This is a genomic window from Fibrobacter sp. UBA3629, from assembly GCF_002374005.1.
Classification (GTDB): Bacteria; Fibrobacterota; Fibrobacteria; order Fibrobacterales; family Fibrobacteraceae; genus Fibrobacter.
In genome coordinates this window covers 18529-32150 of sequence record NZ_DFLC01000010.1, presented here as the reverse complement: position 1 = coordinate 32150, position 13622 = coordinate 18529, and the positions used below count along the sequence as shown (strand labels likewise).

The 13622-nt window shown below is 57.4% G+C and carries 8 protein-coding genes; 6 read left to right on the top strand and 2 right to left on the bottom strand.

The window, feature by feature from the left end:
- Positions 1-6 precede the first annotated feature (6 nt).
- The 3 genes from B2310_RS03165 to B2310_RS03155 all read left to right on the top strand — a co-directional run bounded on the left by B2310_RS03165 (position 7) and on the right by B2310_RS03155 (position 6117).
- On the top strand, positions 7-2361 hold the full coding sequence (locus B2310_RS03165) for a lytic transglycosylase domain-containing protein (protein ID WP_173381656.1): 2355 nt from the start codon (positions 7-9) through the stop codon (positions 2359-2361).
- Positions 2362-2364: 3 nt separating this feature from the next.
- Entirely contained in the window at positions 2365-3201 is an 837-nt protein-coding gene (locus B2310_RS03160) for an EamA family transporter (RefSeq protein WP_290728617.1), read from the top strand.
- An 87-nt stretch (positions 3202-3288) separates the two neighbouring features.
- Positions 3289-6117 (top strand): CotH kinase family protein, encoded by a 2829-nt coding sequence (locus tag B2310_RS03155; RefSeq protein ID WP_290728615.1) that lies wholly within the window; start codon positions 3289-3291, stop codon positions 6115-6117.
- Between the two features lie 2 nt (positions 6118-6119).
- Here B2310_RS03155 and B2310_RS03150 read toward each other — a convergent pair whose 3' ends face one another.
- Positions 6120-7478 (bottom strand): efflux RND transporter periplasmic adaptor subunit, encoded by a 1359-nt coding sequence (locus tag B2310_RS03150; protein ID WP_290728613.1) that lies wholly within the window; start codon positions 7476-7478, stop codon positions 6120-6122.
- Positions 7479-7608: 130 nt separating this feature from the next.
- Here B2310_RS03150 and B2310_RS03145 point away from each other — a divergent pair, with 130 nt between their 5' ends.
- Positions 7609-8538 carry a cation diffusion facilitator family transporter gene (locus B2310_RS03145; protein WP_290724930.1) on the top strand — a complete coding sequence of 310 codons (930 nt, stop codon included), beginning with the start codon at positions 7609-7611 and terminating at the stop codon, positions 8536-8538.
- Between the two features lie 50 nt (positions 8539-8588).
- On the top strand, positions 8589-10064 hold the full coding sequence (locus B2310_RS03140) for a M16 family metallopeptidase (RefSeq protein WP_290728611.1): 1476 nt from the start codon (positions 8589-8591) through the stop codon (positions 10062-10064).
- Positions 10065-10160: 96 nt separating this feature from the next.
- Here the strand turns inward: B2310_RS03140 and B2310_RS03135 are convergent, their stop codons facing one another.
- Positions 10161-11102 carry an aldolase catalytic domain-containing protein gene (locus B2310_RS03135; protein ID WP_290724934.1) on the bottom strand — a complete coding sequence of 314 codons (942 nt, stop codon included), beginning with the start codon at positions 11100-11102 and terminating at the stop codon, positions 10161-10163.
- A 368-nt stretch (positions 11103-11470) separates the two neighbouring features.
- Between B2310_RS03135 and B2310_RS03130 the strand changes: the two genes are divergently transcribed.
- Positions 11471-13615, top strand: a complete 2145-nt coding sequence (locus B2310_RS03130; protein WP_290728609.1) for a glycoside hydrolase family 9 protein — start codon at positions 11471-11473, stop codon at positions 13613-13615.
- The last annotated feature ends 7 nt before the right edge of the window (positions 13616-13622 follow it).

Here is a 13622-nt window from a genome sequence, read left to right as displayed (position 1 = left end):
AGGTGCATGGTGGATTTGTGTAGGTCGGCTTTCTTCCGCCGTTTTATTCCAGTGCTCGGGCTGATTGTCGCATGTAACGCTTCGGGCGAGAATGGGGACAAGGCCGCTCAGGATTCCGTGGCGGATTCGGCCTCCGTGGCTCCCGCTGCCCCGGCAGTCCCGGTGAATCCCTACGCCGAGCTCGAACAGGTGGAACCGGACAAGTTCCAGAACTTCATCGTGCATGCGGACCTTGCGAAGGCCGCCTTCTCCGACACGACGCTTTCAGCGGATGTCCGCGACTTTGCGAAGGCCGCCTACTACTACTATACCGAAAAGTGGGACAGCGCCTTCGTGGCCTACGAGGCGCTCCGCACCCGCGACCCCAAGCTCGAATCGGCGGTAGTGCTCCGCATGGCGAAATCCCGCTTTATGCAGGGCGACTTTGCGGGCATGCGCGAAGTCCTCAAGCAGGGGGCGAAATTTGAAAAAGATAATTTGTTTGCAAAGACGGCGGCCGACCTCCGCATTGATGCGGCCCTTGACGATTCGACGCTTTCGGAAGCGGCCCGTGCGGATTCCCTGAAGCATTACCTGGACCGTAACACCAAGGGCGAGAAGGTGGCTGCTCTCAGGTTCCGCTATGCGGTGTATCTGGAAAAGATCAAGCAGCAGAAGCAGGCGAAGCGTTACTACATGCAGGTGCTTGCGATGTCGAGCCCGTACAAGGATTCCGCATTCACGGCTATCCAGCGCCTGCGCAAGGTCCGTACGACTCCGGAATCGCTCGCCGAGAAGGTCGCTTATGCGAGGATGGCCTGCGGGAAGGAAGAGGCATCCGCATGCCTCGACTTGCTCGATTCCATCCGGGTGATGGATGAACGCGCGGTCGCGAAACATCCCGAATCCGCCCTGGAACCTTCCGGTGATTCGCTCCAGATGCTGCTTCCGAAGAGCACGCTCGATTTGAATGCCCGCATCGCCCTCTGGGAGAAGCGTGTCGTGGCGCTCAAGGCGCTCAAGCGCGAACAGGAAGCGATTGCGCAGTATGTCTACTTGATCGATTCCGTGGAAGCGCGCCCCGTGTGGATCCAGGCCGCCCTCCGCATGATGCGAAATGCGGCGACGAAGAATACGAAGGAAATCCGCAGGCTCGACGCGATACTCCAGGACGTGAGCCAGTTCAGCAAGGAAAACGCGAACAACCTTTGGGTGCGCGGATTCGAGCATGAACAGCAGGCGCGCTACGATAGCGCCATCGTCTGCTTCAAGAAACTTTCGAACAGCCGCTTCGGCAATAACCAGAAGCGTCAATGGGCCAAGTTCCGCATCGGTCTCATCTATTTCAAGCAAGAAAAATGGAATGAGGCGGAGAAGGCGTTTGTCGATGCCGCGAAGGATCCGTTCCTCTGGAGCGGAAGCGGAAGCCGCATGTTCCTTGCCGATACCTACATGAAGATGGGCAAGGATTCGCTCGCCCGCGAGGCCTACCTCGACTGTATCCGCGATTTCCCGCTCGGATACTACGCGCACAGGAGCCGCATCAAGCTGGTGGAATACAAGCTCATGGAAGCATCCGAAGTCCCTTATGCGCACGGCATCCCCATGTCGCCGGATTCGACGCTCGCCTGGGTGCGCAGCGTCCAGAAAAACGACAAGAAGGACGCGAGCTACTCGCCCGAAAACTACGGACGGATCAAGAACCTGTTCCAGTACGGATTTTCCGAAGAGGCATTCACCCTCTACGAGGAACTGCGCAAGAAGAACGCGAAACGCCTCGACTTCCTTTACGAATTCGGCAAGCTGTTCTACGAGATGGGCGAGACGGCTGCGGGCTACAGGCTTGCCCGCCAGTTCCAGGCGCAAATCGACCGCCGCAAGCTGATGGAGCCTCCTCTCGACGTGCTGCATTACCTGTTCCCGGTGCCCTACAAGGACCAGGTCAAGTTCCATTCCGGCACGCGCATCGACCCGTTCTTTGTCTACAGCGTGATGCGCCAGGAATCGATTTTCAACTTCCAGATTGTCTCCCCGGCGGGTGCGTGCGGCCTGTTGCAGATCATGCCCGCGACCGGCAGGATGCTCGCGAAGCAGGAAGGCCTCGCGAATTTCGATCCGTCCCAGCTCTACAACGCCTACCTGAACATTCGCCTCGGCATTCGCTACCTCGTGGACCTGAAGGCCGAATACAAGGATGACTACATGTACGTGCTCGGCAACTACAATGCGGGCCCCAAGCCGACAAGGCGCTGGCAGGCGGCAGGCGCCGGGCTTCCGTGGGATATCCGTGCCGAGGATATCAGCTACTGGGAAACCCGCGACTACGTGAAGCGCGTCATGGGCAACTATTGGATTTACCAGGAAATCTACGACGAGATCTAGCCGATGCTGTTTCTCCTTCTCACGATAGGCCCTGCGTTCCTTTTTGCGTGCGGGAACATCCTGGAAAAGTCCGGGGTGTCCACGGTCGGCAAGCGGACGGGCGGGACGTCGAAACCCTGGGAGTTTTTCAAGGGTGTCATTACGAATAAGTTCTGGTGGCTCGGGTTTGGCTGTTCCGTGCTTGCGACTGTCGGCTACTACATCGCAATGGCACGCTACGACCTTTCGCAGGTGCAGCCGATGATGGTCTTGAACCCGGTGCTTACTGCCCTGATGGGTTTCTGCATTCTGAAGGAGGCGCTCACGAAGCGTATCGTCGTCGCCATCTGTTTTGTGGTGGCGGGCCTCCTCTATTCGGTCGAGAGCCTCGGCGAATCCACGGCGGTGCAGAATGTCTCCATGCTCTGGATCTACTCTGGAGTGCTCTGTGGCGTGACGCTTGTGCTGCACCTGTTCGTGAAGAACCGCGAAATGGTGGATTCTCTCATCATGGGTGTTGGCTTCGGGCTTTCGGCGGCGTTCTACAAGAGCCTCGCGATGGATTTCGATCTTGACCATATCGAAGTTTCTTCCGTCGCGAACTTGCTGGTCGATTTCCGCACGCTCGGCTACGTGGCGACCTACGGCATCGCGTTCCTCTATTCGCAGATTTCGTTCTCCCGTGGCCGCGCGCTGTTCATCATCCCGTTCAGTGCGGCGGTCGGTGCCGCGGTGCCGACCCTGGCCGGTGCGCTCGTTTTCTCGGAGGTCTTCCCGATTGGGAAAATCGTTTCCACGGTGCTCGTGCTCACGGGGGCTGCGCTCTTCGTTGTCCGCAGGCCGCGCAAATCGCATCCCTAGCCTCGCGGTCACGCTTTTTTGTGCGGAATCGCTTGCTTTGCCGCACAGGAAACTTGCTTTTTCGGATTCAGAATATAGATTCAATTCATGGTGTATAGGCAATTTTCCATAACGTTTTTACTTGGCACGCTCGTGGCGTGGATGTTCGCGTCGTGTTCCGACGACGGCGGCTCGCATGGGACTCCGGCTGTTGACGAGGAATCCAGTTCTTCGGCGAATACCGGGGCGACGTTGCCGTTTGTGGACGGCCTGCTGAAGTTTACCGAGATAGATCCTGTCAATGTCGTTTACGAAGATCACGAGGGCGACGATGCGGGCTGGGTGGAACTTTTCAACAGCTCGACGGATACGGTGAATTTGTCCGGAATGTACCTGACGGATTCGCAGGAAGACCCGTTTAAATGGAAATTCGGGAACGTGAAGATGGAACCGAATTCGCTGCTGCTCGTGTTCATGTCGGGAAAGGATTATCCCGATTACGTCTTGCCGCATGATACGCTCAACATGATTGGCCCCGGATGCTGGACATGGACCGATGCGCAGAGCGACCCGCCGGGCTACAGCTTTGCCGACCCGTTGGAAGGCCAGAAGAAGAATTGCTTTTCTGAAGACGGGAAGCGGCGCGTCGGGGCGCGGATGCAACTTGGCGAAAACGAGGAACTGGGCTGGTCCTCGATCGCGATGTTTGTCGGGACGCGCAGTTCGAGTACCGATGACGTGCTCGATATCTCGGTGGCGAACGAACTGTTCTTGCGAGCCTACATCACCAAGGACAGGAAGGTCTCCTTCCGCCTGGCACAGCCCGATGTCGACGACTGGAAAGGCTACGAGTTCATCTTTACCGGCACCGGAGATTCTTCGACGGTCTACCGTGCAAGGCTACCGGCGGGCTTGACGCTCCCGGATCTCGAAAATATCTATGGCACGCGGATTAGCCCTGAATCCAACGAGTCGCAGGAGATGACCATCAAGGTGTTTGATTACTTTGTGCGGAACCGTGGCCACGAACCTCATGCCGGATTCAAGCTATCGAAAAAGGGCGGGAGCCTTTACCTGGTGAATGCGGATACGGCGATTGTGGATTCTGTCGCCTACCCGGAAATGCCCGTGGGGAAAACCTGGAACTACGGCCCTCGCGGAGCGGAAACCCATATAACGGAAAACGGCGACAAGGTGTTTTCCGATTTCGGGTACCAGTGGGGCTACGCGGATCCGTCTCCGTATGGAGATGTTTCCGGAGGAGTGCTGGTTTCTAGATCTCCGTCCGTAGAATCGCTCGCCGAAATTCCGCCTTCGGGATTCTATGCGTCTCCTTTCGAAATTGTTTTCCCCGAAGATGCCTCGGTCCGGTGCGAAACGGGAGGCCCGGTCCCCACGGACGAAAGCCCCTTGACACCTTCGCTACAGATAAACTCCACGGTGACGGTCCGTTGCGCGAGCTTTGTGGATTACAAGCTTCCGGGCGAAACCATGACGCGCACCTACGTATTCGAAAATGCGCCGGCGGTCCCTGCGGTGTTCCTGTCGGCCGACCCGAATTCGCTTTTTGACCCGGATTCTGGAATCTACATGGAAGGAAACTTCGCACAGGAAAAGGAACCGCATTACGGTGCGAATTACTGGCTCGACAAGGAAATTCCCGTGACGGTCGAACTGATGGAGCCGGGAACGAATGCACCTGCCTTCGCGCACAACGCGGGCCTCAAGATTTTCGGCAATTACAGCCGCCAGAACTCCAAGAAGTCGGTCGCCATCACCTTCCGCGAAAAGTATGGCGAAAGCCGCCTCAAGTATGCGCTGTTCCCGGAGTTTCCGGAACTCGACAAGTTCAAGGTCTTCTTGCTCCGCAACAACGGAAGCAACTTCGGGAACGATTACGTCCGCGACCGCCTCGCAAGTTCCGTAAGCGAGGGTCTCGGCGTCGATTACCAGCGTGGCCGATTTGCCGTCGTCTATTACAATGGCGAGTACTACGGCATCCACAGCATCCGCGAACGCAGTACCGAATACTATTTCGAGACTCATTATGGAATCGACCCGGGCGCTATCGACCTGCTCAAGGCGGACAATGCCGCATCGGCGGGCTCTTCGGTCGATTACACAAGGCTCATGGAATGGCTGGAGGCGAATAGCCTGGACGACGAGGAAAACTATGCGCAGGTGGCCTCGCAGATAGATATCGACAACTACCTCAACTACATGCAAACCGAAATCTATGCGGACAACCGCGACTGGCCGGCAAACAACATGAAGAAGTGGCGCGGCACCAATCCGCAGACCAAGTGGAAGTGGTTCCTTTACGACCTGGATTTCGGCATGGGCAACGAGTACAGCGAGTACAAGGATCTGAACATTTTCGACTTCGTGACGGCGGAAGATGGTCCCGGCTGGCCCAATGGCCCCGAGCATACGCTGCTGTTGCGCCGCCTGCTCGAAAACGAGGGCTTCAAGGCCGCGTTCATCAACCGCATGTCCGCATTGCTAGCAATGAACTTCGAAAGTTCACGCGTCCGTGCGCGTCTCGACGCAATGATGTCGGAAATCGAACCGGAAATCGCACGCGACCAGAAACGCTGGAAACTGAACGCGTCTAGGATGGAACGGCAGCTGGGGCTTATCGAGAAGTTTATCGAGGAGCGCCCGGCGAAGCTCGCTTCGGAAATGCAGGCTCATTTTGAATTGGGGGCGGCCGCCGCGGTCGACCTGCGGACGGAAGGGAAGGGCCGTATCCTTGTCCATGGCCTGCCGCTCGATTCCCCCGCGCTGACGGTGCAGTTCTTCGAAGGATTCCCGGTAAGGCTCACGGCTCAGCCTGTAGATGGCGGCGTGTTTGCCGGATGGGAAGATGGAGTCGCGGATGCGACGCGCACGATTGTTCCGGGCGAAGTCGCTGCCGTGAAGGCGCTGTTCAAATAACGTTATTTCTTTTTCCGGCCCGGAGGGCTGGGCATGAACGGGTTCGAGGCCTTTGCCTTCTCGGTACTGGCGGCGCCGACGCTTTCCTGGCTCACCACGACGGAATCGCCGACGGATAGCCCCTTCAGAATCTGGATGTTCACTCCGTCGCTGATGCCGGTCTTGACCCTGCGGGGGGCCGCCTTCCCGTCGATGCTGACCCACACGTGGTCGCCCGCGGGTTTCTTCGCTCCGGCTCGCTTCTTGAAAACTCCCTTGCCCGGAGGCCCGAACTTTCCGGAGCCGCCGGTTCCGCTACCCGGCGGGCCGAAACCTCCTGGAGGCGGAGGCGGGAAATCTCCCTTCGCAAATGCGCTGTCGCCTGCGAGCGAGTCGCGGTCCATGCGCGGCGGGCGCGGCATGTCCTTCGGGTCGGCCATCGGGGTCCCGTCTGCGGGAGTAAACTTGAGTGCCTTCACGGGAATCGCGATGGCATCCTTCACCTCTTGCGTCACGATGGTGCAGGTCGCCGTCATGCCGGGCAAGAGCTTCTGTTCCGGGTTCTCCGCGGTAATCACCACCGTGTATGTCACCACGTTGCTCGTGGTCGTCGGGTTCAGGCGCACTTCCTGTACCGCGCCGTTGAACGATTCTCCCTGGAATGCGTCGACGGTGAATGTCGCTTTCTGGCCCTGCTTCACCTGGCCGATATCCGCCTCGTCGATGGCGGCCATCACCTTCATCTGGCTTAGGTCCTTCGCGATGACGAACAGGGTGGGCGTGCTCATGGAGGCGGCCACCGTCTGGCCCACTTCTACCGCGCGCTTCAGGACTACGCCGTCAATCGGGCTCTTGATGGTCGCGTAGCTCAGGTTGAGCCTTGCCTGGTTCACCTCGTTCTTGCTGCGTTCCACGGCGAACTTTGCCGCGTTCATGTTGTATTCGGCAGTTTCCAGTTCCACGGCGCTCGCGGAATTGCTCTCCGAGAGTTTCTTCACGCGGTTGTAGGTCGATTCCTTGTACTTGTAGTCGTTTTCTGCGCTCCGGTAGGCGATTTCTGCCTGCGTGAGCGTCGCCTTGAGCTTCGACTTGTCGAGTTCGGCAATCACCTGGCCTTTCTTGACCTTGGAATTGAAATCGACGTAGATTTTCGCGATGTCGCCCGAGACCTGCGTACCCACTTCCACCTGGTCGACCGGCTCGAGCGTTCCCGTTGCCGAAATTGTCGTCGAAATCGTAGTCTGCGTGACCTTCGCGCTCACGAGCGGGCCTGCGGCGTCACTTGCCTTCTCCGTAAAGAAGAAGAACTTCACGCCGTAGGCGATTCCCGCAAGTACCGCGAGCACGATGGCGATTTTCAGCAATTTCTTCAAGATTTTCATAGATGCAGCCTAAAAAATAGAAAGTATTGCCCTTTTTCTGGGTATTTTGATGCCCTGCGGGCCAAAAAGGTTGCATGGGAAGCGAAAAACGCCTTCATTTGCTTATAAAATAAATTTTATATTAGGTCGCATGACGCGCATCAGAAAGAAAGACGACAGCTCCGAGGTCCGCAGCGTAACGCTGGTAGGGCTTGTCTGGAACGTGGTTCTTTCCGTGGGCAAGTTCTTCGCGGGCTATTTTGGGGGCTCCCAGGCGCTTGTTGCCGACGCCATCCACAGTGCATCGGATTTCATTACCGACATCGCGATAATCATCGGTTCCAAGTTCTGGAACGCGCCCCCCGATGCGGACCACCCGTACGGGCACCGGCGTTTCGAGACGCTCATCTCGGTGGGTATCGGGCTTGCCGTATGCGCGGTGGGTATCGGGCTCGGTTACAATGCCATAATGGCCCTTGTAAACGGCGAACAGTCGCACCCCGAGTGGATTGCGGCCGTGATGGCTGCGGTCTCCATTGTCGTGAAGGAAGCCCTCTTCCGCTATACGCGGGCGAAAGGGCGTGCCATGCGTAGCGAGGCCGTGGAAGCGAATGCTTGGCACCACCGGAGCGATGCGTACAGTTCTATTCCTGTTTTGATTGCGGTCCTGTTCGGGATAATTTTCCCGACGCTCTGGTTCGCGGATTCCGTCGGCGCGATTATCGTTTCTTGCTTTATCCTGCATTCCGGCTACGAGATTGCCTGGCCCGGGATTCACCGCGTCGCCGATGTGGGGGCGAGCGAGGAGGTCGCGCAGAAGCTGAAGGAAGTGGCGCTTGCCTGCCCGAACGTCATCAGCATACACGGGTTCCGCACGCGCTACGTGGGTTCTGACCTGCATGTGGATTTGCACGTGGTGGTGCCTGCCGAGATGACCCTCCTTGCGGCGCACGATTTGGCCGAGGATGTGGAACGCAGGCTCATCGACGCGGGCGAGAACGTGGTGGATGCGCTCGTGCACATCGACCCGTACAGCGAAGAACGCGTAAGGCGCGGCGAAATCAAGACGCTCGAACGCTAGGTCGCGCGTGTGGCGAAACCCTCGGGAAAAGTTTTACTAAATTCATGGCTATGAAAGGTCTTATGCGAAAGGTTTCTGGTATTGCTGCCGGTATTGCGGGTGCGCTCATGCTGTTTGCCCCTGCCCAGGCGGGCGTGAATCTCCCCGTCCACAAGGAAGTTCTCGAAAACGGGCTCACGGTGCTGCTGCACCCGAACAAGCAGGCACCCACGGTGAGCTGCCGCCTCTTTTACGTGACGGGCTCGGTGCACGAGGTTCCGGGAAAGTCCGGCCTTGCGCATATCCTGGAACACGAACTCTTCAAGGGCACCAACAAGGTGGGCGTCACCGACAGCATCGCCGATGCGGCGTTCATGGCGCGCGAGGACAGCCTGCAGGCGCTTATCCGTCCGGCAAAGCTTGCGGGCGATACCGCTACCGTAAAGAAGCTCACTGCCGAACACGATTCCCTCTTGAATGAACAGCGCAAGCTATTTGTGAAGGATGAACTCTGGGGCGCCTACCAGTCCGTGGGCGGCACGGGCCTCAACGCGTTCACGACTGACCTCATGACGGCCTACATCGTCACGCTCCCCAAGGACAAGATTGAACTTTTCATGTGGCTGGAATCCGACCGCATGCAGAATGCGGTATTGCGCGAATTCTACTCCGAACGCGACGTGGTGCGTGAGGAACGCCGCATGCGTTACGACGACAAGCCCACGGGCCGCTTCTTCGAGACGATGAATTCGCTTATCTACGAGGCGTTCCCCTACCGCGTGCCGACTATCGGCTGGCCGTCCGACATCATGAACTTGACCCGCGAAATGGCCGACGAGCATTACCGCAAGTACTACAAGCCGCGCAACGCGATTCTCGTGCTGGCGGGCGACCTGGATACTGCCTCCACGATGGAGATGGTGAAGAAGTACTTCGGCAATATCCCTGCGGGCGAGGCGTTCCCGCCGATTACGGTGCGTGACCCGGAGCAGGTGGGCGAGAAGCGTTTCAAGCAGATTCGCCCCGATGCGCCGAACCTCTATTCGCTCGTGTTCAAGACGGCCGAAGTGGGCGACCCGAGCCTCTATGCGCTCGATATCGCGGAAGGCGTGCTGAACGGGCGTTCCGGCAGGCTCTACAAGCGCCTGGTCGAAGAGGAAAAGCTCGCGGTGAGCGTGAAGGCGGGCAACAGCCCGAACAAGTATGTATCCGAATTCTCCGTGATGGTGAGCCTAAGGCTCGATGCCGATGCGGAGAAGGTCGAGAAGATCGTATGGGAAGAACTTGAAAAGCTCAAGAACGAACCCGTGAGCGAACGCGAATTCCAGAAGGTGAAGAACCATACCTATGCGGGCCTCGTCCGCAGCTTTACCGATATGGAAAATGTCGCGACGATGCTCGCCTGGTACGAGATGTTCGGCGACTACCACATCTTCCTCAACTGGGCCGACGAACTGGAAAAAGTAAACGCAGCCGCCGTTCAGGAGGCTGCGAAGCAGACTTTCGTCCGCGAGAAGTCGGTTGCCGGGTTCCTGCTGAAGAAGTAGGGGCGACGCTCGGCTCCTAGGGGCCTGCTTCGCAGTCCCTAATCCTTCGGCTCACTAATACGAAAGCAGGTTTTCGTGCTGGATTCGCCTTTTGGATTAGTCGTTGACCATCTTTTCGTAGAACTTGCGGTAGTGGTCGCGGTCTTCCGTCTTGCGCACGGCGATGGCGTCTTGCGGATGGCGGTTGAGCATGCCCGTGATCATTTGCGGGATGATGTAGCCCCATTCGTACTTCTGCTGTAGCGGGAGGAACAGTTCCTCGATGGCGTCGAGAACCGGACGCAGGTCGTATTTGGGGTTCTTGAGGAAGCTGAGCAGAAGCTCGGTGGTGCAGTTGCCCGCGCCGCGTCCCATGCCGGAAACAGAACCGTCGAGGTAGTCCACGTGGTTGATGATGGCCTGGATCGTGTTGGAGAAGGCGAGCTGCTGGTTGTTGTGGCCGTGGAAGCCGAATTTTTTGCCCTTCACGATTCCCTTGTAGCGCGCGAGTTCCTTGTCGATGTCTTCCTGGTAGAATGCGCCGAAGCTGTCGACGAGGTAGAGCACGTCGGCCTTGCATTCTTCCTGCACCTGGTGGAGCGCTTCGTCGAGTTCCGGACCGCGGTCACGGCTTACGGCCATGATGTTGAGGGTCGTCTCGTAACCCATGTCATGGAAGGCGTTCACCATGCTGATACCCTTGTCGATGTTCTTCACGTAGCTTGCCACGCGGAACATCTGGTAGGGGCTTTCGGATGCGGGCTTCACGGCGTCCATGTTCACGCGGCCCACGTCGGCCATCACGGCCATCTTCATCTTGGAATCGATGCCGTCCTTCACTTTCCACAGCAGGTCGTCGTCGCAGAACTTCCACGGGCCGTATTCCTTGGGGTCGAAAAGTTCGGGGGAGTTCTTGTAGCCCATTTCCATGTAGTCGATGCCGGCTGCGGTGAGGAGGGTGTAGAGGCGGCGGACGAATTCCAGGGAGAAGTCGTGCTTGTTGACGAGTCCGCCGTCGCGGATGGTGCAGTCGAGAACTTTGATGCTTTCGTAGTACATGGTTGGGTTCCTTTTTTAATTGCTCCGCAAAGATAGGTTCTGCAAAAGCGCCGGTCAAGGAAAAAAGTATGGCTGAAAAAGAAAATGGCTTATTTAACGCAAAACAAGCGTAGAAAAGTGGTGAAATGGTGAAATTCGACAGCCATAGGCGGTTGCTTTGTTTGAAAACCTAAGCCTTTACGTTACGGAAAGACTTGCTTTTGGCTTGTAATTTGAGAATGCAAGGTCTGAAAAGAAGTCGGGACTTACATCCGCCTTGTTATTTAACGCTAAATTCGCGTAGAAAACAAAGCAAAAGGACATGGCGGGGAGCACACCTAATAGTTTCTTTATTGATAAACTAGCCCCGAAAACTTATATTCAATACCATGAAGAGAACAACGTTTATACCCCTTTCCCTCGCGATTGCGGCATCCGCTTTCGCGGACAATACCTTCTACTTTAACGAGGCGGGCTACGACTCCGACCAGCCGATTTCTATCGTGGTCAAGAGCACCGACAACCTCGAAGGGCAAAAGTGGACCCTGTGGTTTGACCCGGATGGCGACATGACCGGCGCCTCCGTGGCGACAGGCACGTTCGGTGCGGGCGTAAATCCGGACAACTGGACGAACAACGGGAAGTTCTACACCATCAAGCTTACGGACAAACCGCTGCAGTCGGGCAGTTTCCATGTGGAAGTGTCTGCGGGTAGCCCGTCGGCTTCGCAGAAGTTCTTCATCGGTGACAAGGCCCTTGCGCAAAAGACTCTTGGCATGGTGATGGATTACTTCTACAACGACCGCGCGAGCCGGCAAGAAATTGTGGCGATGGACCAGAAGATTCCCGTGTACGGGAGCGGCGCCACCCGCGATGTCCACGGCGGCTGGTACGATGCGAGCGGCGACGTGAGCAAGTACCTTTCGCACCTTTCCTATGCGAACTACCTGAACCCGCAGCAGATTCCGCTCACGGTGTGGTCGCTCGCTTTTGCGGCAGAACACATTCCGCAGTTGCTCGGCAGTACGAGCACCAAGGTGAAGACTGCCGACGAGGCGGCGTTCGGTGCGGATTTCCTGGTGCGCATGCTCGACGACCAGGGATTCTTCTACATGACGGTGTTCGACAACTGGGGAAGCCCGATGGGCAAGCGCGAACTCTGTGCGTTCAAGGGTTCCGACGGCATAAAGAGTGCCGATTACCAGACGGCGTTCCGTGAAGGCGGTGGCATGGCGATTGCCGGCCTTGCCCGCGTGGCGCATCTCGAAGGGATGAACATTGCGGCCAAGGGAGACTACACTGCGGCGCAGTACCTGGATGCGGCGAAGAAGGCTTACGAACATTTGACCTCGAAGCAGAGCATGGGCGGCAACTGCGCCTACTGTGACGACGGCAAGGAAAACATCATCGACGACTACACGGCTCTCCTCGCAGCGACGGAACTCTATGTGGCTACAGGCAATAGCCAGTACCAGAAGGATATGCAGGCGCGTGCGGAGCACCTTGTCGGTCGCTTGAGCGATGACGGGTATTTCTGGAGCGACGACGCGAAGACGCGCCCGTTCTGGCATGCGAGCGATGCTGGCCTCCCGCTGATGGCGTTGGTGCGCTACTTGGAAGCGGAAGCCATGGTGGATTACGAACCGTGTCCGCCTGACGTAGAGTGCGTTATTCCTGGGGCAGATATCATGAGAGCCGCGAAGACTGCCATCGAAAAGCACCTGAAATGGCTTGTCACCATTACGAACAAGGTAGAAAACCCGTTCGGTTATGCTCGCCAGACCTACAAGACGAACAATGCCATCAAGGACGGTTTCTTTATTCCGCACGACAACGAGAGCAACTACTGGTGGCAGGGTGAAGATGCGCGAATTGCAAGCCTTGCCGCTGCTGCGGTGTATGCTGCAAATGCTCTCAAGTCGCTTGATGACGGCGTGAACAAATACGCTGCCGACCAGCTCGACTGGATTCTGGGCAAGAACCCTTACGCAACTTGCATGATGTACGGTATCGGCAAGAAGAATCCCAATATTTATGACGGCCAGTCGAATTACGATGCGACGCTCAAGGGCGGTATCGCGAACGGCATTACCGGCAAGAACAACGACGGTTCGGGAATCGCCTGGACCGATGACGGTGTCGCCGCGGTGGGCTTCGATGCGATGAAAGAATCGTGGCAGGTGTGGCGCTGGGACGAACAGTGGCTCCCGCATACCACGTGGTTCATGAATGCGCTTGTCGCCCGTTACGACGAGAACAAACCGTTTATCGCAGTTCCGGAAAAGGTCTCTGTTCCGAAGGTGAATGTCGTTGCCGCAGGGTTTGGCGTGCACCTTTCCGGCCGTATGCTCACGGTGAACGCTGCCGGCGCAAGGAACGGCGTTACGGTGACGGTGCTCGGGCTTGACGGCTCGAAGGTCGCCTCGGGTACTTTGAATGCGGGCCGCGCGACGCTGAATCTGGAATCCGTGAAGAGCGGTGCCTACCTGGTGAAGGTCGACGGCTACGGCGCGAAGAAGGTGCTTGTCCACTAGTAGATTA